Consider the following 20,689-nt stretch of genomic DNA (forward strand, 5'->3'; position numbering starts at 1 on the left):
CCGGCGGCAGGGAGTTTCATCGGATCCCGCGCTTGCGCTCGATGTCTGTGACGTGTTTGCGCGACCAGGTGAGCTCGGCTCGCGCTGCGTGGGAGTAGTGCCGCACGACGTCCTTGTCGAGCAGGAACTGGGCGACAGTGCTGTGCTCGAAGTACGCGACTGCCTCAGCGAGATCGGCGTAGAGGGGGATGGAGTCCCGGTCCTGGTAGGCGTCGCCGTCGCGGGCCGACCGCACCGTCAGCTTTTCCTCGATGCCGTGGGCCATCGCGGCGACGTAGGCGGTGAGCGCAAGATAGGCGTTGGCGTCGGCGCCGGCGAGGCGGACCTCGAGGTGGGCGCCGTTGCCGTGTCCGGTGACACGGATCGCGCAGCCGCGGTGATCGAAGCCCCAGTTGTAGCGGGCGGGGGCGAACGAGTGCGGCTGGAAGCGCTTGTAGGAGTTGACGGTTGGTGCATACAGCGGGGCCATGTGGGGCGTCGCCGAGATCAACCCCGCCAGGGCGTGCTTCATCACGGGTGGCAGGTCTTCGCCCCGGCGATGGGCGAACGCAGGTTCGTCGTGCTCGTTCCACAGGGACAGGTGCAAGTGCAGGCCGCTGCCGACACTAGTTTCCGGAGCCGCCATGAAGACCGGCGTCATGCCGTGCCGCCTGGCGACAGCAGCAACGATCTGCCGGAAGACCACATAGTCATCGCATGCGGCGAACGCGTCGCCGTAGGCGAACGTCACCTCGGCCTGCCCCGCCGCTCCTTCGGTCTTGATGGCCTCGTAGAGGATGCCGGCGTCGTTCAGCGCGTCGCCCAGGTGGCGGAAGAAGTCATCGACCACAGGCGGGTGCTGCAGGCCGTAGTCGAGGTTTTCGCTCCATGCTGGTACCTGGCCGGAAGGCCCGTCCATGTACAGCACGAACTCGGCTTCTACGCCCGCCTTCACCAGGTAGCCCATTTCATGCAGGCGTTCGAGCTGCGTTGACAGCATGTACCTGGGGGCCACACCCACGGGCGTGTCGTCGTCATGGACAGGAGTGCCGAATACCAGGGCGGTGCCTGGGCGGTGCGGCAGCATGCGGACGTTGTCGAGGTCAGGCGTGACGAGGAAATCACCGAAGCCCTCGGCCCAGCCGGTCAACTCGAATCCGTCCAGCGGTGTCATGTCGACGTCCGTGGCCAGGATGTACGAGCACATCTCAGCCCCGCCTGCCATCCGATCGAGGAAGACCCGGGCGTTGAAGATCTTGCCCTGGAGTCGCCCCTGGATGTCCGGTACGGCCAGCATGATGTCGGTGACCGATCTGTCGTTGAGGAGGCGTTGAAGCGTCTCCCTGGTCGCCGGTCCTGTGGGCCAGGGCGTATCGGTGGTGTTGGCCGGCGCATTCATCAGAAACCCTCCAGCATGGCTTCGCTGCGCTGGGCGGTGTGGGCGGCGGTGAGCTGGTAGTCCCGTTTGCCGCGTGTCAGCCAGTTCCCCCAGGCCAGCAGCAGCGCGGCCAGTAGGGTCACTCCGGCGTAGTTGAAGGAGTCCGTGGTGATGGGCGTCGACTGGGGAAGGCAGAACACGATGGTGATGACGGCGACGTAGGCGACGGCGATGACCCCGATCGGCTTTCGCCAGCGCCCCAGGCTCCACCGGCCGGACTGGTAGGCGCGGCCCTTGCGCAGGGCGAGGAAGACGGGGATGCCGTAGGCCGGCGTCATGCCGACGGCGTTGATCGCGGTGATGGCGCCGTAGGCGGCGGGCGACCACAGGGCCGGCAGGGCGAGCACGAACGGCACGATGATGACGAACCACACCGCGCGTGTGGGCGTTTTCGTGCGGTCGTTCACGATCCGCCAGCTCTGCCAGCCGGGCAGGGCACGGCTGCGGGAGAAGGCGAAGACCATGCGGCTGGCGGCGGCGACCTCGGCGTTTCCGCAGAACAGCATGGCGACGATGACGACCAGGAGCAACGCCTTGGCGCCTGATGCGCCGAGGACGTCGAGGAAGATCTGCGCGGGTGGCACTCCGGTCGCGGAGTTCTGCGTGGCCGCGTAGTCCTGCATGGCGAACAGCAACCCGGCCAGGAGCACGAAGCCGGCCGCCCAGGAGACCCATATGGAGCGCACGATGCCGCGGGGTGCCGACATCTGCGCGTCGGTGGTCTCCTCGGCCACGTGGGCGGAGGCGTCGTAGCCGCAGAACGTGTATCCGGCCAGCAGGCTGCCGATGAGCGCCACGTACAAGGGGCTGGAGAAGCCGGTGTCGTTGTGGAAGTGCGTGAACACGAAGCTCGCCGACTGGTGCTTGGCAGGGGCGACGGTGAGGGCACCGACGATGACGGCGACGCCGATCAGCTGCCAGTACACCGAGATCGAGTTCAGCACGTTGACCAGACGCACACCGGCTGAGTTGAGCAGGCCGTGCACAAGCAGGATGCAACCGAAGATGGTCATGGTGGAGCCGTCGGTGGGGGTGATGCCCCACTGGAGTTGCGCGAACGCCCCGGCGAAGGCGGCTGCTCCGTAGTCGATACCAGCGATCGCGCCCAGCAGGCCGAGCAGGTTCAGCCAGCCGGTCACCCAGCCCCAGCGGGGCCCGCCGAGCTTGTCGGCCATGAAGTACGGGCCACCGCTGGTGGGATAGGCGGAGACGACATCGGCCAGGGACAGACCGACCAGCAGCGTCATGAAGCCGATCACGATCCAGCTGCCGAGCATGACCACAGGCCCGCCGTGGCCCAGGCCGAACCCGAACAGGGACATCCCGCCGGCCAGGATGCAGATGACCGAGAACGAGATCGCGAAGTTCCCGAAGGCGCCCATCCGGCGGGAGAGCTCGGGCTTGATGCCGAGGTCTGCAAGGAACACGTCATCTGAGCTCGTTGGTTCAACCATGCTGGCACTTCTGTGAGACACCAGAGATCCACTTTCAGAGGGGAAGGGAAGGTGTGGGGACAGATCCGGGGAGCGTTGATCACGCCGGGCGGAGGCGCGCGACTGTTCACCACAGCGGCCGCTCCCGCAGGGCGGTGGCGCGGATGCGCAGAAACTCCGTCGTCCAGTCGTAGCTGCGGCCCAGGCTGACGTTGATCGTCTTCCATGGCTCCGGGGTGACGTAGGGGCCCATCGCCGCGAACACGGCCCGCGCGTCCTCACCGCAGGCCACCAGGGCGTGCGCAAGGTGGTTGAGATCCAGCGGCGACAGCCATCCGTGGTGGACGGGCGGGACGGACGCGAACCAGCGGTCCCGCGCCTGGCGTGCGTAGTGCGCGACTTGGGCGGTCTGCCAGAACTGCAGGGCGCTCCCCTGGCCGTTGCCGTGCCGCTCCCGGTAGACGTCCATGAGCGCGTACAGGGGGAGCAGGTCCAACTCGAGGTTGCCCGGTTCGCTTGCGACTGTCCAAGCCGCGTAGTTCATGGCGGCGGCCGGTCCGCCCCGGTAGAGGTGGTATTCCCGCATGCGGTGGTGCCCCTCGCGGCTGCCGGGATCGCGCTTGTTGATCTCCTCCAGAAGCGGCCACGGTCCCCGGTAAGGCATCGTGGGATCGCCCAGCTGATCCCACGGAATTGGGCGAGATCTCCAATGAGGGTCGAAGTGGTACGGATCGAAGGGAAGTTGGGTCAGGTGCAGGAGGCAGATCCACGGCACCGGACAATCTGGCCAGAGGGATATCGCCTTCATGCAGGCCTGCAGCGCCAGACCGGCGGCTCGTGAGACGACGCTCTTGTTCTTGCCGCCGCGGTGGGCCTCGATTGCGGCCCGGGTGAGCACCCGCGCCCACATCATCGACGCGTCCACGCTGTTAGGTTCCTCGTCCAGCCACGTCTTGAAGACGCCACCCGCTCCCGCCTGAGCGGCTAGAAGCTGGCTGCGCCTCGCGCGCAACGACCAGTTTGGGCCCGTCCTGGCCAACAGGTCACGAGTGGCCCGATAGCGCCCCATTTTCAGGTCCTCGAGGGCCGCACGCAGATCTGTGTCGGCACCGACAGGGCTCACTATCAGGTTCATGTCATTGGGTGGTGCCGCTCGGTCTCCGCTGCGGGCGGAGGCGGCACTGGTCGTTAACGAATCGGGCATGGAAGGCCTCGGCGTTGATTGGTGGGGGGAGTTGCAGTGGCGATGCCTCGCTGGAGCGTGGCAACCATGGATGTCAGGGAGTCCATGCGGCGTCCACGCGCTGCGTCCTCCTCCGCCATGGCATGTAGCTGCTGCGGGGATACAGGCGTGATGCCGTGCAGGCTGACCACGGTGAAGTTGGCTAGCGTCCAACGAATCTCTTTGGTGCTGACGTGGACATGTTGGAGCTCGCCGGGCCGCTTCCCGGGGTTGGGCAGCGGAGCCAGCGTCACCGGGTCGTAGACAACGCCGGCCACGCCCCACAGCGGGTTGTACTCAACGAGTGCGGCGGCATGGCCTTGTCGAAGAGGCGGACAATTCTCGGTTGCCTCTATTGCACAGAACGGGTGTACGGGAGGCGCGGCGGTGGTCTCCCCTTCGGTGATCGGGGCATCGCCGCCCAGCAAGTACAGGATTCGCTCGTCAGCCCGCCAGCCGAGAACCGTCTCTCCGCACACCTGGCACAGCTCGTACTTCACCGCGCGCTTCTGCCGGGGGGAACTGATGCGCCGGAAGTCCGGCCTGCCGCGGCCCTGCGCGAGAGCGGAGCGGACCCACAGCGCCTCGTGGCGGCGGTCGGTTACAGGGTCCTCGCCCTCGTAACCGATGCCTTCCCCACCGATGCGAACAACCCGCTTCACCTCCGGCTGGGGAACGGCTTCCGCCGTCCATGCCGTGATGTACGGCACGTGCATGCCGTTCCAATAGTGCTGCTTAGGCATCAGAGGTCCACCGGTCCAGGCGCGAGTACGCCGTTCTCAACCAACCGGGCGACCACCTCGACGGCCTTGAAGACGGGCCCGGCCCAGCCGGGGTGGTTCCATCCGAGCGCGGTATCGCTGCCGCGGTGGGCGAGGGCGAAGGTCACTGGTCGTCCCCCCTCGCAAGGAGGCAGCACCAGACGAATGTGCCGTCGTCGCTGACGCCCCAAGTCCCGCCGTTCGCCTCCACCAGGCCCTCAACCAGCGCAAGGCCCCGCCCCGACTCGTCGGTGTCGTTGGCCTGCTTGGGCTGGGCGCAGCCCTCCATACCGTCGCAAACCTTGATGCGGAGGAAGCCCTCGCCGAGGGTCACGGTCAGACTGATCTCTGAGGTGCCACTGTGCATGATCGCGTTGGTGACCAGCTCTGAGACGATCACCATCACGTCGTCCATCATTGGCCCGAGCCCGCAGTATCTGAGCCGCGCGGCGGTGATCCGGCGCACGACGCCTACTCGGGCCGCGTCCTCGGGCCGAACTGGCTCTCCCAGCCGACGGGGAACAACCGGGAATGTCTCATCCATCACGGCCCCGTCGCGGGGAACCGCGCGAGGCGTCCGTACGGCTGTCGTCGTCATCACGTCCTCTGGGGGGATTGGCCCACTTGCACCACAGGAGTCATATGCCTGTGTGCGGTTGGGCACTCTCAGCGAGGGTGTTGATCAGCGTGGCCCCCCATGTGGTGTCACCGCCATGTCGAGGGACTGACGTCTCAACGCCAACAGAACGGCGGGCTGCCACCTGACTGCTAGACAACTGCCATCTGGCAAAGATGTGTTGCACTGGAGTGAGACGGCGGTATCCCCTTCGTGCAAAGGGATCGATCCGTAGGTGGGCCGCCAACAGGCCAAGGCGCGATATCTGGGGGCGAAGTGACGGCACTACCCGAGACGCTGCTCAAAGTCCTCTGCGACAAGCGCAACCTGGGAGCTGCTGACTTCGTGACGCTGTTCGACAGAACCGCCGACGAGGTCGTCGGGAAGGGCGCGAACAACCCGACCTGCAGCGAGCGGACGGTGTTCCGCTGGAAGGCAGGAAAGGCCCGTCCCGAGTCGCTTTCCGCGGACACCCGGCGCGTTTTACAGGCCATGTTTGGCTGTGACGTCGCGGCCCTGTTCGCCGCTCCCCCCGCCGAGGATCCCCAGGCACCCGCGTTCAACCTGGAGCACGAGATCAACATGACCGCACGCGATGCTCAGGACGATGCCAGCGCAACAGCCGCGGCGTCCGTCTCCGACACCAGCCTTGACCAACTCACCGACGACGTGGCATCCCTCGCGCGCGCTTACGCTTCGCTGCCTCCGGTGGAGGCGTTCCGGCGCGGCCGCGCGCTCCAGGAGGAACTGCAAAGCCAGCGCGACCGTACGCAGATCCCCACCCAGCAGCAACGCCTCCTCGAGCTGACGGGACAGACCATGGCCCTGCTCGCCGCCGCCGCTTTCGACCTGGGTTCCTTCGACAACGCCCGCCGTCTGGCCCGCGCCGCGGATCTCTACGGCGAGAGCACCCGCTTTGAGCCATTGCGGGCGTACGCGGACGGCATCCTCGCGTACATCGCGTACTTCACCGGCATGCCAGGCGAGGCCGTCAGTAAGGCACGGCGCGCCCAGACCTACGGCGGACTCGGCGATGTCGCACGACGCCGGCTTCTGGCCATCGAGGCGCGGGCACACGGCTATCTGGGTGACACGGACTCTGCCCGCCTGGCCCTCCAGCGTTCCTTGGAGGCGGAGAGCGGAGCCCGCGACGACCTTCATGACGGGGTCGGAGGCGAGTTCGGGTTCACGCCGGAGCGACTGGCCATGTCCAGCAGTTCTACCGCGCTCCTCATCCATGACGGACAACAGGCGGAGCAGTCCGCGCGCCGGGCCCTGGACCTGATCAGCCAGAGGCCGCAGGCCGGCCGTTCGGCGCATGTCATCGGTGGTGCCGCTGCCGATCTCGCCATGGCCCGGCTTCTCGCGAACGACGTTGAGGGAGCCGCCGACGCACTGACCCCCCTGTGGGATATCCCGGGCGACCAGCGCGTGACCGGTGTCCTCGTGCGCACGGGACAGATCCAGCAGTTCCTGGCTCAGCCTGCCTACAGGGCGTCGACGCTGCCGCGGGAGCTACGCGACCGCGTCGAGGACTTCACACGCAGCGCGAGCACACACCAGCTCAGCTCACGGTCCGCGCTGCTGCAGTTGGAAGCCTGACGTCAGGTCAGAGAGGCGAGGATCTTCGCTTCCTTCTCCGGGCCAATCCCGTGTTCCGCCCACCTCGGGTGGTCCACGGGACGCCCATCAGCGGCCAACCAGGACCACGTGTCCCGAATGGTGTCGACGATCGGCCGGCACCTCAGACCTGCGGCGACGGCCCGGCTGGAGTCCACCGCCCAGACGCCGGCGTGCGTCCTCCACAGTGGCAGCTCCGTCCACTGCGCGACACCGTGCTGGGACAGGATGCTCGGCTCCACCCACACGGGCTTGCCGGCGCCACTGGTGACCGTGAGGCATTCAGCGATGAAGTCGGCGAACGTGATGCCCTCTGGGTGGGTGACGTTGTAGCCCCCGCTCGTCTCGCTCACCGCCTGGTCGAGGGCGAACTCAGCAACGTCGCGGACGTCGACGGGCTGAATCCGCTGGCTGTTCGGCGCTGGAGCCAGAATCTTTCCGCCGCGTTTGGCCCTGGTCAACCACCAAGGGAGCCGGCCGACATACTCACCCGGCCCCAGGATGACGCCGGGCCGCAGGAACACCGCGGAATCGCCGAACGCCTCGGAAATGGCTCGTTCCCCACCCGACTTCTGGAAGCCGTACACGGTAGGGCTTCCGTCCTCCCCGGTGTAGCCGTACGACTCGTCTGCGTCCGCCGGGCAGTCAAGCAGCGCAGAAGCCTCCGTCAACGGCTGGTGCGGCCAGCCCTGGTAGACGGACACGGTCGAGATGTGCACCCATCGCCGGGCAACGTCGCGGAGGACTTTGGCCGCCAAGAGGACGTCCCGGGGCGGGAAGTCGGAACTGGACGTGTCGATCACTGCGTCCCATGGCCCCTGTTGCGCCAAGCTGCGGAGGTCTTCGCGGGTCGTTCGGTCCCCATGAATCGGTTTGACGCCCTCAACGTCACGCCCGGAACGCCCGCGATTGAAGGTGGTGACGGACCACCCTCGCGCGAGGCCCTTCTCCGCGATGTACTTCCCCAGGAACCATGTGCCACCGATGACCAGAATCCTCATGGGCCGATCCTGCCTGTCCGTGTGGAGATTCGGGAAGCCCACACGGCACCGGTAGAGTGCCTGCCCAACTCTCAGCTTGCTGAAGGAGTGAGATCTTGGTGTCAGGCAACTCGCGCCGCTTGGACCGCTTCTCGACAGGCCCCAAGGTGCTGTTCTGCTACGGCACGCTCCAGTTCGTCGACGTCCTCAAGGCGCTGTTGGGGCGGATACCTCAGCGGACGCCGGCGTCTGTTCCCGGCTATCGCGCAGCTGCGCTTGAAGGCCGCGTCTACCCCGGCCTCGTCATCCATGCCTTCGGCGGTAAGGCGTCCGGCGTGGTGCTCACCGACCTGAGCAATGAGGAGTGGCGCATCCTCGATGCGTTCGAGGACGAGCAGTACGACTTGCGGGAAGTGGCACTCTCCACCGGTGCGAGGGGATGGGCGTACATCTGGCCGGGCGGAGAGGTACGCGCGGAAGACTGGGACGCCGACGAGTTCCAGGCCCGGCACCTGTCGGCCTATGCCGAACGGTGCGCCCGCATCGGCCCTCGCCTGGCTGCGGGTCAGCCGAAGGGCGAGTAACTGCGCGGCATCCGGCGAGCTGCTGCCGCCCGGATGCCGCCGCACCTTCCCTTACTTGATCGGATGGGCGTCGAGCCAGTCGGACAGGTCGTGCGCGGAGCCGAGGACGTCGTCTCGGTTGGTCAGGCTCGTTGCGCCGCTGGCCGGAACGCCCTGGTCCTCACCCACGGCGATGCCTTTCTCCATGGTGTCGATCAGCGCGTACGCATCGGTCCAGAAGTCCGCACCCACGGACTTCTCCACGTTCATCGCCTTCCGCAGAGTGCGCGCCGGCTCCATGAGCGCCTGCATCTGCTCCCAGCACGTACCGGGCTCCTTCTCGAGGCACCCGCCGTCCGTGTCGAACTTCGTCACCGCGGCCTGGAACGTGGTGGTGGCCTTCCCCAGATCCACCGTCTTCGCCTTCGCGGCCGGCTTCGCGTCGGCCTTGGCCTCCGAGCTGCTGCAGCCGCTCGCGGCCGCCACGGTCATCACGGCCAGGACCAGCGCGCCGGCCGTCTTCCCCCAGATGTGTCTCCCCATGACGGAGGATCATCGCATGAGCCTCCGACATGGACACGAAAAGGGCCCCAGCCGCCCGGCCGAGGCCCTCCCCCCGCAGCTTCCCGCGGGCGCCTACTTCGTGGACTCCTTGCCGCTGAACAGGCCGCGGAGCGCCTTCACCGCCACGGCGACGCAGAGCGCGCACGCGCCGCCAGCAATGAGCATGGCTAAGGGTTGTCGGCCCGCACGTGGGGCAGTTGATGGCGGCCGGTTCGGGCGCGGCTTTCGGACGAGGCTTCGCGACCGGTGGGAACGACACCTCGAGCTTCACCAAGTCGGGGTGCTGGTCGGACGGGCCGAGGGCGTCGACCTGGCAGTGCAGCGTGAGGCTGCTCCGGCCCTCCAGCGGCAGCGCGTGGGGCAGCCCTCCGCCCACCAGTTCGGACAGCTCCTTCGCGGTGATCTCGCGGTTACCGGGCCGGTTCGTGGTCACCGGGCCTTCTCGTTGTAGGCGCGGATGATCTCCGCGGCCTTGTCCTTGCAGTCGTGGCAGGCCGGGCCCTTCCCCGTGCCGCATATGGCGGCTGCGAGAGCGTCGGCGGCGCCCGTCTGGGCAATGGTCAGGAGGGCAGCGCCCTTTCCGCGGTGGCTGTCGCAGGCCTCGGTCTTGCCGGGCTTCGCGCCGCACGCGATCAGGGCAATGCGCTCCTGCAGGGCGCTGGTGTCGGAGACGAGGGCGAGAGTGGTGCTCATCGGTTGCAGTCCTTCGGGGCGCGCGACTTGTGGTGTGCGATGGCCTTGAGTTCGCTGCCGACCTGCTCGTACGAGGTCATCAACTGGCATGCCGTGCAGCGGTAGGCGACGTAGCGGCGCAGGGGATCGGTGCGGGACATCGGGTTGCCCTGGCGGCCGCCGGCCATCTCGCCAGGGCCCTGGTCCCCGCACCACCCGCACGACGGGTCGTAGTGGGAGAGGACCGGCGCCGTCTTCCAACCGGACCAGGTGATGGGGCGACCGGCGTGCTCGGCGGGCAGGGGCACCTCGGCGTACGTCGGGAGGTCCGGGACGGCCCGAAGGTGACCGCGGTGGCGGTCCGGCTCGGGTACCGGTTCGGGAAGGGCCTCGGCGACGCCGGCCGGAACGAGGCGGGGCGCCTCGGGCTCCGGCTCTCCGCGCAGGGAGCGCAGGCAGGCCGGGCAGAGGCTCGACTCGGTGACCGGACCGTCCCACGGCCGCACGCCCGGCGCCTGCTCAGCGTCCGGTGTGCACTCCAGCGCCACGGTGAACACCGGCACCGCGGGGGCAGTGACGCCCTCGGCGCCGATGTGCAGGACGGGGCGGCCCGCGGCGCGCACGACCAGGCGGCCGGACCACTCCGGCGCGGTCGGGGCCTCAACGGCGAGAGCGGTCACGACGGTTCACCATCCTCGACCAGGTGGAGGACGCGGGAGACGCCAGCCCACATGTTCGCCATGGTCACCGCCGTGTCGCGCTGTTCCTCCGCGCTGTCTGCGCGATCGTGCCAGTCGCGCGCGGAGGCGCTGTAGCGCTGGGACGCCATCTCGTGGGCCTTCTCTCGGCGGCTCCCTGCCGCCTTGTGGTGGTTCTCTGCGCGCTCCGCCCAGGTAGCTGCGTGGCGCGCGGCCGCGGCCGCCGTGGTGCTCATCGGGTACGCGCCACGAGGAGGGACACCAGGCCGGTCGACTTGGGGTTCTGCCGGTACAGGTCTCGGCGGGTGCCGTGGATGCTGCGCTGGGCGAGGCAGAGCACACCGGCCGGGACATGGCATGTCGGGCACTGCACCGCGTAGGCGCCCTGGCGGAACCGGGCGGCGGTCTCGTGGGCAGCGTCATGCGCGGCGTCGGCGGCCGGGGACAGGACGACGGACGACAGCATGGAGGGGCATCTCCTTGTTCTGGCGAGGGCGGGCCAGCCCTCAGTTCCTGTACGTCGAAGTGCCGGTTCCTGTTACGGTTTCGCCGTTTCCGCTGGTCACCGGCCCGCACAGTTCGACGATGACGAGGGACATGCGGGCGAATCCGGTGGTCACCGGCTGCCCCATGACGGGGTTGGGGCCCAGCAGGTGCTCGTGGTCGTCGTCCGGGAGCAGGTGGCGCTCCTGGGGGAGATGCGGGTTGGGGGTGACGAGTCCGTCGACGTACGCCTTCGCGGTGGGTGCCCAGTTCCCGGGGTCGCGCTGCCGTTTGATCGGGCGGGGGTGCAGCACGTAGAAGATCGCGGCGCGCTGGAGCCGGGGGAGTCGCTTCACGCGGGCCATCTGGGCTGCGTGCGTTCGGAGTTCCCGCCTGATCCGATGCTCTGCCATGTGGTGAAGGCGTTGGTTGCTGGTCAGCATCTCCTCGACGTACGGCATGAGGAGGGTCCAGGTACGGCCGACTCCGGCCAGGCCGGCGAGTAGCGGCTGCAGGTCGGGCGGGGGAGGGACGGACGGCGGTCCCGGGTTCACCGCCGTCTTCTTCGGGGCGGTCTTCTTCGGGGCCGCCGCGGTTGCAGGAACGGGGGCTGGCCGCGGCGGCGTGCCATCAGGGCGCGGTACTGCGCCGCGGTCATCCTGCCAACCAACGGGATCAGCCCTCCAGAGCAGCGGTACCGGCTTCGGTCAGCCGCCAACGGTCGCCGAGGTGGCCCCTTTTCGTCGCGCTGTACTTCGTGTCCTTGCGCACCCAGCCCTTGCCTTCGAGCTTCTTCACCGCGGCGTCGACCTTCCGGCCCAGGTGCCCCCACGCCCCTTTGCTGCGCTGGCTGGTGTCGCGGATCGTGAGGCCGCCTCGGGCCACGCTGAACGTGAACACCTCACCGTCCTGCACGAGTTGCAGCAGCATGAGTTCCGCGGGGGTGGGTGGCGCGGGAGCGTCGAGCGTGCGGACCTTCTCCATGTAGTCGAGGCAGCGCACGCAGTTGGCCGGAGCGTCGACGGGAGTGCTCAGGTGCAGTGGGTTCGATCGGCCGGGCGTCTCGCACAGGCCACGGTCGGGCAGGTGCTTCCGGGAGCGACCGGATACCAACTCGACCGTCGGAACGGCGTGCCGCAGCGATCCGCGCACACCGGTGTGCCGTGTGTTCTCCCGAGCGGTCATCTCGACGCCGGCGGCCGCGAGCGCTGCCTCCCATCGGCGCTGTTCCTTCTCACGCAGTTCTCGGACCTGCTTCTGGCGGGCCTCCTGCGCGTCCTTGCTGCGCTGGCGCACCTCGACGATGTAGGCCGGGAGTTCAGGGTCGAGGCCGCGGGCGTCGGCGACGAGGAGCATCCATCCGTCCTGGGTGGAGACGTGACGGAGGCCGGGGAACGACCGGCCGAGTACGGCGGTGCACCAGTCGCCGCCGCGGCGGTGGACAACGTCCTCCATGAGGTCGATGGTCTGCATGCCGATCGGACCGCCGCTGTTGCGTCGTGCTTCCGCGCGGACATCCTCGTACTCCGGATACGTCGGCTCGGGCTCGGGCTGCGGAAGCAGGGCCGTGACGACGATGCGACGGGGCATCAGTGGGTTCCTTCCTTCGGGCTTCCGGCGGTTGCTCTCCGCCGGATGACGCCACAACGGGCGCCGTACGGTCATGCGGGGCTGAGTGGAGAATCGTTCTCAGCGAAGAATCGAACAGATCGAACGGGGCCGTCGGTCAGGCCGTGCGGGGGAAGACGACAGCGACCGAAGCGACCCAGGCGCGGCCCAACCACCGTGCGGTGCGGCCGAGTCGACCGGGGAACGTCTGCGCCAGGAGGACGCCGGCGGCGATCGTCAGGGTGGGCGACAGGTGCATCAGGGCCCAGGTCGCCACGGCGAGCGCTGCGCCGCCGGCGACGGGAAGCGTTCCGAGGACGGGCGGGACGATGGCCGGGTACGCGAGGGCCAGGAGACTGAGGGCGTACGCGAACAGCTTCAGGTTCCGCATGGCGGGTGTCCTTCGTTCGGGCTTCCGGGCGGTGCTCTCCGCCCTCGGAGAAGACTCTACGGTGTTACTGGTGAGTAGCCGACAACAACTGTGATTGTTATCGCTAAAGTTGGCGGCACGTCAGAACGAGCCCGGGAGGGGCCGGCAGTGGGCATGTTGCGAGAGGTGCACGACTTCCTCGCCAAGCGCATCACCGAGGAGAGCAAGATCGGCCACCAAGTGCAGCCGAACCTTGACGGCGACTGGCCCGCGGTTTGGTACCAGGGGGCAGGCAGTCCCGAAGATCCGCCGGACTTCTCGACGCTCATCCTCGCGGGGCCGGAAGGACCCGACTTTGACGCGGGCACGCGGGAGAGGGCCACCTTCGTCGTGCTGAACGACCCAGCCCACGTCATCGAGCTCACCGGCTACCTGCGATGGACCGTCGCGAACCACAAGCCAGTGCTCCAGCCCGCAGGACAGTACGGCGAGACCGCGGTGGAGGTCTGCCCCATCGACGGAGCTGAGTGCGAGCCGCTGCTCCGCATGGCCAAAATCTGGGAATCCCACCCTGAGTTCAAGAGGGACTGGCGCTGGGAGTCGTCCCTCACCATCGCCGACATCCTCGCGATGGAGGACGAGGAATGAGCTCCGGGAGGTCAGGCATGAACGGGCCGCGCCCCGACATGGACTTCACGCCTGTCCGCAACGGCATGGACTTCCTCCTCAGCGCGTTCGACCATCTGAGTCGGCGGAACGGGGAGCCGGACGCCAGTGACCTCAAGTACGCCGTGCTTCACCTTCAGGCAGCGGTCGAGGTCCTGCTGAAGGCCCGCCTCATCCGCGAGCACTGGAGCCTTGTCTTCAACGACCCTGGAAAAGCAAAGAGGGCAGACTACGAGAAAGGCAGTTTCAACAGCTGTACCGTCCTCGGGGCGATCGACCGGCTTAACAACATCGTAAATCTACAGATCACCAAAGAGCAGAAGCAGGCCATCAGCAACCTAGCCGACACGCGAAATGCCCTTACTCATCTCGGGCATACCGCAAGCGTCTTTGCCGTCGAAGCGCAAGCGACGCTGGTACTGGATTTCCTGCTGCACTTCATTCACACGGAACTACGTCCGACGCTCACGTCGGAAGCTCAGTTCGTGAACGACACTATGGACCGACTCCGCAGCCGCCTGTGGGATGTCCGGTCCTTCGTGGTCCAGCGCTCCAGCCGCCTTGAGCAGGAGCTAAAGCCGCTGGCCGACCGTATAGTGGAGTGCCCCGAGTGTGGCCAGTGGGCGGTCGTCACCGGCGAACAGGCGCCTTCCTGTCGATTCTGCATGGCGCAGTGGGAGACCGCCCACTGGTGTGCTACGGAGTACGCAGAAAACGGCCCAGGCGTGCCCATGTATGTGTGCCCGAATTGCAACGGATACACGGTGGTGAAGGACGCTGTGGTGGCGGCAGACAAGAAGAAACGCATAAGGCTCTGCTTTGAGTGCGGCTCTGATTTTTCAACATGGGGGCTGTGTGAGAGAGAATGCTCTGTCCTCGTGCATCCCGACGACGGGACCTTGTGTCGCGGTTGTAGCTTCGACAAGGAAGTCAATTTCTGATGCTTCCCCGGCCAGAACCGACCTCAACAGGAGAGAGTCGATGACCGCCATCAACGAGGCGATCGCCTGTGCCTGGTACGACTTCATCGCCGAGCGCCTGGCCGACGACGGACGGTAGTCCGGCAGTGGACGAGTACCCGGAGAAGCTGCGAGCGGCGCAGACCGAGCCCCAGGGGTTCGTCGACGCCTGGCAGAGCGGCGCCCCCGCGCGGATCGAGAACGAGTGGTGGGGACTCAAGAGCATCGCCAACGAGTGGCGCACCCACCCCGCTTGCCCTGAGCCGATGGAGGATTGCACGCCCGAATGCTGGAAGTGGCGGAACCAGTGAGCCTGCCTCTGTACGAGGACGCGGAGATCGTTGACGCCGAACTCGTCGAGGACGGGGAGCTGGTGCCCGCGGCGTCGGCCCCCCGGCCGCTCGTCAACGCGCACACGGTGCTGATGCCCGGAGAGGACATCCCGACCAGCGATGATCCGCGCACGACGTACACGGAGCGGGACCTGTACGTCAGCGAGGAGACCGCTCAGGCCCTCAAGGAGGCCGAGGAGGAGGGGTCACCCCAGCGGCGTACTGCCATGCGGTTGTTCGAGACATGGTGTGCGGAGCAGGGCCGGGTGGCGAAGCCGTGCACGACGGCGACGTATACCGAGTATGGCCGTCACTTGATGGCTAGGGGTCTCAAGGTCACCACGATCCGGCACTACATGTCACTGGTCCGGACGTCGATGCCGGCCGGGAAGAAGCCGGACAACAGCCTGTTCCTGCTGCTCCTGACGCAGTATCGGAAGAAGAACAAACGGGCGCTGCGCAGGAAGGAAGGGTTCCCGATCACGCTGCCGTACCTGGTGCCGATGTTGGAGAAGGCGGAGGCGGACGACCGGCCGATCGGCTGGCGCGACTCGGCGATGCTCGCTTTCGGATACCGGTTCCTCGGGCGCAGCATCGAAGACGTCGACCTGGACCTCGAGGACCTGACGATCCTCGACGACATGGTCGTGGTGTGGCTCGCCGAGGACAAGACGCACAAGGGCGAGGAACAGACCATCTACCTCCACGACCGGAAGGACTTGCGGCTGGTCTTCCGGATGCGTCGCTGGGTCGGCTACCTCGCTGAGCAGGGCATCACCACCGGGCCCGTGTTCCGGGAGGTCAAGCGCAACGGCACCGTCGCCTCGTCGGAGACCCGGGCGAAGACGGCCACCAAGCGCGGTGACAACCTCCGCCCGCAGACCGTCAACGAGCGCGTGAAACTGTGGTTCGCCGCGGCCGGGCTCAAGACCGACGGCCGTCCCGTGTCCTCGCACAGCCTTCGCGCCGGCGGCGCCACCGACCTCGGCATGAACGGCGCGACAGACGAAGAACTCGAGGAGGCCGGCCGCTGGAAGAAGGGATCGCGCATCCCTCGGGAGAGGTACGTGCGCCCGGCCAAGGACGCGTCCAAGGACCCCTTCAAGAGGGTCCCGATGCACGACCCGGAGGTCTAAGCACAGGAGTGACCCCACCAACACCACACGATAGGCCCGTTCGTACAGCACAACCAAGTATGGTGATCACAGGCCCGGTACCGCATCCCCCGTCGGTACCGGGTCCTCGATGTTTCACAACGCTGGTCGCCCACCAGGGTTCGGAGCCCGCCGCTATCGTGATCTGCATCGGTTGATCAGCAATCGGGGGCGTGATGGATCAGGGATTGGCAGCCGTGCTCGGGGCTCTCGTGGGCGCGGCAGCAACGGGCGGCGGCGCATTCGTCTCGGCAAGGTCTGCAGTCACAGCGCAAAGACGCCAAGCGCGGCGAGAGGCGTATGGAAGCGTCTTGTCGGACCTGACTCGCGTACGACTTCAGGTCGAGGAGTTGGAGCGATACCTCTTCAGGGATGTTGCGCCGGATGTGACCGAAGAACTCGTACAACTGGGGCAGCGCATTGAGTCCCTGGAGCAGAGCGTTGCAACGGTGCAACTGGAAGGCCCTGACCCGGTGGCCGGGCACGCCGAGAGCACAATCGTGATCGCGGTCAACGCATCGCGGGCCCTGCTTGAGTGGGAGGCGACTCCGGAACGGTCCCGCCAACAGGAGATTGCCGCACTGGTGCAGGAGATGTACAAGGCAGCGAAGCGGTTTGAAAAGGCTGCACGCAAATATCTCTGACGGACCTTGGAGCCGTACCCAAGCTGAGCCGCTATCTGAACGCGGGTTGTCCGGTCGTACTCGAAGCGTATCGACGCCCGCTGACACTCGGGTCTCAGCCGGTGTAGTGGTGCTGAATCAGGTCCGCGGCGGCGCGGCTGGCAATGGTGTCTGCGGCCCGATCGAGGGCGTCGAGGAAGGGGTCCGTGGAGGCGTCGAGGACCGCGGCCCGTAGGAACTCCTCCACGCTCTGTCCGGCAGCAGCCGCGGCGCGCTGCACCCGGTCGTACTCGGCGGCCGTCACGGGCGCGGAGAGGGCCTGAGCCTGGGCGAGATCCATGCGGGGACGGTATCAGCGTCATGCGGGCCGTCCGTGGCGTGGTTCGGCCGGCGACGCACATTAGCGCAGCCTGCAACTGCAGGCGTGGTCGTCGAAGTACGAGCGCAGGCGGCAACTTCTGAGGAGGAGAGTGCGGCTCTTCCTGAGTGACGTGCGCTCCCCCCTCGGCCCGGGAAGGGGCCCGAGAGGGGAACGGTTGAGGTGCGGGACGCTTCTCAGCCGAGTAGTTCGGTGACCAGTTGATCCAGTTCCTCGGCGTCGGTGGAGCTGAGGAGGAAGTCGCGCAGGGCTCGGCGGATCTGGATGTAGCTCTTGCCGCCCTCGAACTTCAGCTCTGCGATCCGCTCGGCCTCAGTCTCACCGATCTCCGCGATTCGTACGTGCTTGGCGTCGGCAGGGTCGAAGTCCGGGATGGGCAGCTCCCATACGGCCTTGTCGATGTGCCGCTCGTCCTTGCCGTAAGACATCAGCGGGCGCACGGCCTCCGTAAGACGTGGGGTATTGAGCAGCGCAAGGAGGTACATGCCCTCCTGCCGGGTGGCGACCGTAGCCCAGTACAGGGCGTGCTCAATAACCGCGTTCGGATCGTCCACCAGCGCGGCAGACATGTGCATTCCGGACGCGCCGTACACCACTCGTAGGGGTGCGCCGGGAAGCTGCTCGGTTAGCTTCTTCCGGAAGTTGAGCTGCTCGGCCAGAGAAAGCCGGGCGCTGGAGCGGTTGTCTTCCCAGAGTCGTTCCGCGTCGCGCCACCACTTCGCCAAGTCCGGGTATCGGTCAAGGTGGTCGTGTTCGCCGTCCATGAGGGTATTCGTCCCTTCGATGGGGAGGACGGCCTTATCAGCACCCATGATCCGGTAGGGAACGACGTGCTCGCCGAGCAGGACGGGCCTGACGAACTGCTTCTCGACCGATCCTTCCCGGTCGGGGAGTTCCTTCCAGGGCTTCTTCTCCATAGTGCTGCGTTGCGAGCGGACCGAGACTCGACCGCCGCCGAGCCCGAGGGGGCTGGCAGCCTGCTCCTGGACGAAGAAGAGCACCTTGGGAACGACGGTTGCCCCTTGTCCGAACCGGTCCCGGTACGGCGAGCTGATGAGCCCATCCTTGGGGTAGCGCAGCTCACCTGCCTTGCGAGTGATCCAGCCCTTGGCGTGTTCCCAACGAGCCGCGCTCTTGGCGATCTTCCCGGTCCAGATCTCGGTCTGCCTGGGCAGTGCGACGGCGCTGTTGCCTTGCTGACCGATGGCGAGGGAGCGGCGGCGGCCGAAGATGACGGCGGAAGCGCGGGGGAAGAAGTGCGGACGTAGCCGGCGCAGATCCCAGGAGCCGGTGAAGTTGACCTTGACGGGGTGGTCGGGGTCGGTCCATTCCCCGCTGCGGAAGCCGGTCCAGTAGGGGCGATCCAGTACGGGGTTGGGGACGACGAAGGCGAAGGAACCGCCCTCGCGTAGGTACTGCTGGACAGCGCGAGCGATGAACAGGCCAGAAAGGTCCTGGTGGGTGGCGACCTCGAAGCCCTTCCAGAGGCCGCGGGCCTGCATCATGTCCTTGAAGGTTGTCTGCATATCGTCCGGCATGTGCCGGTAGGACAGCCAGGGCGGGTTGCCGATGAGAACGTCAACGCGGTTCTCGGCGCGGGACAGCCACATGGGACGGGCCAGGTTTCGAACGTAGTAGGCCCAGATGTGGTTGCGGCCCTCGTCGACGAGATCGCATAGGACACGGAAGTTGTCCGTCAGCTCTTCCCGGTCGTCCGAGCTGGAGACCCCGTGCCGGTTGAAGAGGGCAGCGAGGGAGGGCAACTTGCCTTGAGCCCGGTGTGGGTCGGCTGCCTTGTCGGCGAGTTCGTTGACGATCGCGTCGAAGCGGCTGGCGTCTTGCAGCAGGTCTTCGGAGAAGCGCAGTTCGTTGGTGAAGAGCTGGTTGCCCGTGCCGGTCTTGATGACGAGGTGGCCGTGGTCGATGAGGTCGGTGCGCTGGTCCCACTGGAGGCTGTCGCCCAGGTAGACGGGGACACTTATCGGGCCGCGCTCTTCGGAGGTAAGCGTCTCGCGGCCGATGGCGAGGAGGTACGTGACGCGGGCCAGCGCCACGGCGACGGGGTGGAGATCGATGCCGGCAACATGGTCATGGAGCCCATCCAGCGCCTCTCGCAGAGGCATCCCGATGTCCCGTGCGGCCGCCAGATAGCGGCGGACGCCGTGGAACAGGAACGTGCCAGAACCACACGACGGGTCCATGATCCGCAGATTCAGCGGATCGGGGACAGCCTCGATCACCGTCGCTTCGGCCAGCCAGTCCGGTGTGTAGTACTCCCCCTGGTTCTTACGGGTCTCTGCGGCGATCACCGACTCGTACAGAACCTTCAGTACGTCGTGCTCGACCCTTGACCAGTCGAAGCCGGCGAGGCGACGAGACAGATCTTGGACAAAGCCCTCGCCGGCCTCGACTTCCAGTGGCCAGCCGAAGAAGTCCGATTCGACCACACCCGAGATCCGGGCCTGTGTGAACAGCTGACCGTTGACCAGCGAGGCGGGCGGGGTGTCCTTCACGTCGATGCCCATCACCGCGTGGGCGATGATCGAGGCGGTGTTCACGAGGAGCGTGTGCTCGATGAACAGATCGTCGCTGTCCTCAAACTGGGCGCCCAGGGCACTGCGCAGCAGACGCGACCACAGGTCGCGCTTCAGCTGAACGGTCGGCAGACTCTTGTTTTCCTCGTACAGCGCAGCTAGGACCGCCTTGTCGATGGAGTGGGCGACGCTGTCCGCTCCAAGGCGGGTTGCGATGGCATCCGGCGTGGGTACCGCGCCCTCGGACGTCGCCAGGACACCTTCGAGCCACCGGACCAGGTCCAGCGCCTTGACGTTGCGCTCCCGCGCATCGAAATGGTTTACCTCGTTCAGCTCGTTGTTGACCAGCGTGTAGGCGCGCCAGTCAGCGCCGTCGGTGAGGATGCCGACGTGCCGGCGCTCGCGCTGCTCTGTCCGGGCCCGCACGTACTTCGCCAGTTGCGCGACCGCTTCCTTGCGGATCTTTGGGCGGCTGATGTCCTTCTTGACCTCGATGACGGTCGCGCCCATCTCAATATCGATGCGGTGACCGGTGCCGTCGCCCACCTGCGCTTCCAGCACGGGATTCAGGAGGTCCTGCTCGCCGAGGTTGAGGTCCGCATCCAGCAGGAACTGGCGGATGTCGGCCTGCAGTGTCGCTTCGGCGCGCACAGCCTTGCGCTCGACGACCCGCTTAAACACGGCTTCGAGCGCGGTAGGCGAGGGAGGGACAGAGAGCGTCAAGGCGAGGGCTCCAAGAGCATCAAGGCGTTCAGGGCAACGAGGGGACGTCTGTCCCGTCGGCCATTGTCGTGCAGGCGGTGCGTGTCGCACAGCCTTGCCGAGCGAAGCCGTAATTTTAGCTGGTCGTGGGGTGCAGCTTCCTACAGGAGAGCTGCACCCTTCTGAGAATGCGCGACACATTGACGTGAGACGTCGCGCCGACGATGGACGCCTTGATGAGCTAGTGCCGCATCAGGCAACGTTTGCCCTGTTGTGATGTGACGCGCCGGCTCGATGCTGTGCCGGGCGGCGTGGGTCCGTCACGCTGTCCGG

The 20,689-nt window shown here is 66.8% G+C and carries 24 protein-coding genes; 7 read left to right on the top strand and 17 right to left on the bottom strand.

Annotation, left to right across the window (positions count from 1 at the left end; translation table 11 throughout):
* Window positions 1-16 precede the first annotated feature (16 nt).
* From ACZ4RZ_RS38290 to ACZ4RZ_RS38315, 6 genes are all read right to left on the bottom strand, one after another.
* Entirely contained in the window at window positions 17-1,378 is a 1,362-nt protein-coding gene (locus tag ACZ4RZ_RS38290; RefSeq protein WP_467751743.1) for a glutamine synthetase family protein, read from the bottom strand.
* Window positions 1,378-2,871, bottom strand: a complete 1,494-nt coding sequence (locus tag ACZ4RZ_RS38295) for an amino acid permease (RefSeq protein ID WP_467751745.1) — start codon at window positions 2,869-2,871, stop codon at window positions 1,378-1,380. Before ACZ4RZ_RS38295 ends, ACZ4RZ_RS38290 begins: the two co-directional genes overlap by 1 nt.
* Before the next feature lie 106 nt (window positions 2,872-2,977).
* Window positions 2,978-3,775, bottom strand: coding sequence for a hypothetical protein (locus ACZ4RZ_RS38300; protein WP_467751747.1), 798 nt, complete (start codon window positions 3,773-3,775; stop codon window positions 2,978-2,980).
* 263 nt (window positions 3,776-4,038) lie between these two features.
* Entirely contained in the window at window positions 4,039-4,815 is a 777-nt protein-coding gene (locus tag ACZ4RZ_RS38305) for a hypothetical protein (protein WP_133041394.1), read from the bottom strand.
* The gene (locus tag ACZ4RZ_RS38310) at window positions 4,815-4,961 is read right to left on the bottom strand and encodes a hypothetical protein (protein WP_467751749.1); all 147 of its coding nucleotides are present in this window, start codon (window positions 4,959-4,961) and stop codon (window positions 4,815-4,817) included. The genes ACZ4RZ_RS38305 and ACZ4RZ_RS38310 overlap by 1 nt, the downstream gene beginning before the upstream one ends.
* Window positions 4,958-5,431 (bottom strand): ATP-binding protein, encoded by a 474-nt coding sequence (locus tag ACZ4RZ_RS38315; RefSeq protein WP_467751751.1) that lies wholly within the window; start codon window positions 5,429-5,431, stop codon window positions 4,958-4,960. Before ACZ4RZ_RS38315 ends, ACZ4RZ_RS38310 begins: the two co-directional genes overlap by 4 nt.
* Window positions 5,432-5,725: 294 nt before the next feature.
* On the opposite strand from ACZ4RZ_RS38315, the gene ACZ4RZ_RS38320 reads away from it, so the two are divergent.
* Complete coding sequence (locus tag ACZ4RZ_RS38320; RefSeq protein ID WP_133041395.1) at window positions 5,726-7,051, top strand: DNA-binding protein; 1,326 nt, start codon at window positions 5,726-5,728, stop codon at window positions 7,049-7,051.
* Between the two features lie 2 nt (window positions 7,052-7,053).
* On the opposite strand, the gene ACZ4RZ_RS38325 is transcribed toward ACZ4RZ_RS38320, so the two are convergent.
* Entirely contained in the window at window positions 7,054-8,070 is a 1,017-nt protein-coding gene (locus tag ACZ4RZ_RS38325; protein WP_467751782.1) for an NAD-dependent epimerase/dehydratase family protein, read from the bottom strand.
* A gap of 98 nt (window positions 8,071-8,168) precedes the next feature.
* On the opposite strand from ACZ4RZ_RS38325, the gene ACZ4RZ_RS38330 reads away from it, so the two are divergent.
* Window positions 8,169-8,633, top strand: coding sequence for a gamma-glutamylcyclotransferase family protein (locus ACZ4RZ_RS38330; RefSeq protein WP_207929635.1), 465 nt, complete (start codon window positions 8,169-8,171; stop codon window positions 8,631-8,633).
* A gap of 51 nt (window positions 8,634-8,684) precedes the next feature.
* Here the strand turns inward: ACZ4RZ_RS38330 and ACZ4RZ_RS38335 are convergent, their stop codons facing one another.
* From ACZ4RZ_RS38335 to ACZ4RZ_RS38370, 8 genes are all read right to left on the bottom strand, one after another.
* On the bottom strand, window positions 8,685-9,155 hold the full coding sequence (locus ACZ4RZ_RS38335; RefSeq protein ID WP_467751754.1) for a hypothetical protein: 471 nt from the start codon (window positions 9,153-9,155) through the stop codon (window positions 8,685-8,687).
* A gap of 450 nt (window positions 9,156-9,605) precedes the next feature.
* Window positions 9,606-9,869: a hypothetical protein gene (locus tag ACZ4RZ_RS38340; RefSeq protein ID WP_467751756.1), complete on the bottom strand. Its 264-nt coding sequence runs from the start codon at window positions 9,867-9,869 to the stop codon at window positions 9,606-9,608.
* Window positions 9,866-10,528, bottom strand: a complete 663-nt coding sequence (locus tag ACZ4RZ_RS38345; protein ID WP_467751758.1) for a hypothetical protein — start codon at window positions 10,526-10,528, stop codon at window positions 9,866-9,868. The genes ACZ4RZ_RS38340 and ACZ4RZ_RS38345 overlap by 4 nt, the downstream gene beginning before the upstream one ends.
* On the bottom strand, window positions 10,525-10,782 hold the full coding sequence (locus tag ACZ4RZ_RS38350; protein ID WP_467751760.1) for a hypothetical protein: 258 nt from the start codon (window positions 10,780-10,782) through the stop codon (window positions 10,525-10,527). Before ACZ4RZ_RS38350 ends, ACZ4RZ_RS38345 begins: the two co-directional genes overlap by 4 nt.
* Entirely contained in the window at window positions 10,779-11,012 is a 234-nt protein-coding gene (locus ACZ4RZ_RS38355; protein WP_467751761.1) for a zinc finger domain-containing protein, read from the bottom strand. The genes ACZ4RZ_RS38350 and ACZ4RZ_RS38355 overlap by 4 nt, the downstream gene beginning before the upstream one ends.
* A 40-nt stretch (window positions 11,013-11,052) precedes the next feature.
* Window positions 11,053-11,583, bottom strand: a complete 531-nt coding sequence (locus ACZ4RZ_RS38360; protein WP_467751763.1) for a hypothetical protein — start codon at window positions 11,581-11,583, stop codon at window positions 11,053-11,055.
* Between the two features lie 121 nt (window positions 11,584-11,704).
* Window positions 11,705-12,619, bottom strand: a complete 915-nt coding sequence (locus ACZ4RZ_RS38365) for a hypothetical protein (RefSeq protein WP_467751764.1) — start codon at window positions 12,617-12,619, stop codon at window positions 11,705-11,707.
* A gap of 136 nt (window positions 12,620-12,755) precedes the next feature.
* Window positions 12,756-13,028: a hypothetical protein gene (locus ACZ4RZ_RS38370; RefSeq protein ID WP_467751766.1), complete on the bottom strand. Its 273-nt coding sequence runs from the start codon at window positions 13,026-13,028 to the stop codon at window positions 12,756-12,758.
* 153 nt (window positions 13,029-13,181) lie between these two features.
* Here ACZ4RZ_RS38370 and ACZ4RZ_RS38375 point away from each other — a divergent pair, with 153 nt between their 5' ends.
* The 5 genes from ACZ4RZ_RS38375 (at window position 13,182) to ACZ4RZ_RS38395 (ending at window position 16,762) form a co-directional block, all read left to right on the top strand.
* A complete protein-coding gene (locus ACZ4RZ_RS38375) occupies window positions 13,182-13,655 on the top strand; it encodes a DUF6221 family protein (RefSeq protein ID WP_467751783.1) in 474 nt (157 codons plus the stop codon).
* Window positions 13,656-13,672: 17 nt separating this feature from the next.
* The gene (locus ACZ4RZ_RS38380) at window positions 13,673-14,614 is read left to right on the top strand and encodes a hypothetical protein (protein WP_467751768.1); all 942 of its coding nucleotides are present in this window, start codon (window positions 13,673-13,675) and stop codon (window positions 14,612-14,614) included.
* 125 nt (window positions 14,615-14,739) lie between these two features.
* A complete protein-coding gene (locus ACZ4RZ_RS38385) occupies window positions 14,740-14,943 on the top strand; it encodes a hypothetical protein (protein ID WP_467751770.1) in 204 nt (67 codons plus the stop codon).
* Window positions 14,940-16,100 (top strand): tyrosine-type recombinase/integrase, encoded by a 1,161-nt coding sequence (locus ACZ4RZ_RS38390; RefSeq protein ID WP_467751772.1) that lies wholly within the window; start codon window positions 14,940-14,942, stop codon window positions 16,098-16,100. The genes ACZ4RZ_RS38385 and ACZ4RZ_RS38390 overlap by 4 nt, the downstream gene beginning before the upstream one ends.
* 329 nt (window positions 16,101-16,429) lie before the next feature.
* Window positions 16,430-16,762: a hypothetical protein gene (locus ACZ4RZ_RS38395; RefSeq protein ID WP_467751773.1), complete on the top strand. Its 333-nt coding sequence runs from the start codon at window positions 16,430-16,432 to the stop codon at window positions 16,760-16,762.
* Window positions 16,763-16,856: 94 nt separating this feature from the next.
* Here ACZ4RZ_RS38395 and ACZ4RZ_RS38400 read toward each other — a convergent pair whose 3' ends face one another.
* On the bottom strand, window positions 16,857-17,081 hold the full coding sequence (locus tag ACZ4RZ_RS38400; protein WP_467751775.1) for a plasmid mobilization protein: 225 nt from the start codon (window positions 17,079-17,081) through the stop codon (window positions 16,857-16,859).
* 215 nt (window positions 17,082-17,296) lie between these two features.
* The gene (locus tag ACZ4RZ_RS38405) at window positions 17,297-20,557 is read right to left on the bottom strand and encodes an Eco57I restriction-modification methylase domain-containing protein (RefSeq protein WP_467751776.1); all 3,261 of its coding nucleotides are present in this window, start codon (window positions 20,555-20,557) and stop codon (window positions 17,297-17,299) included.
* Window positions 20,558-20,689 lie beyond the last annotated feature (132 nt).

This window comes from Streptomyces sp. NPDC027189 (assembly GCF_055566975.1).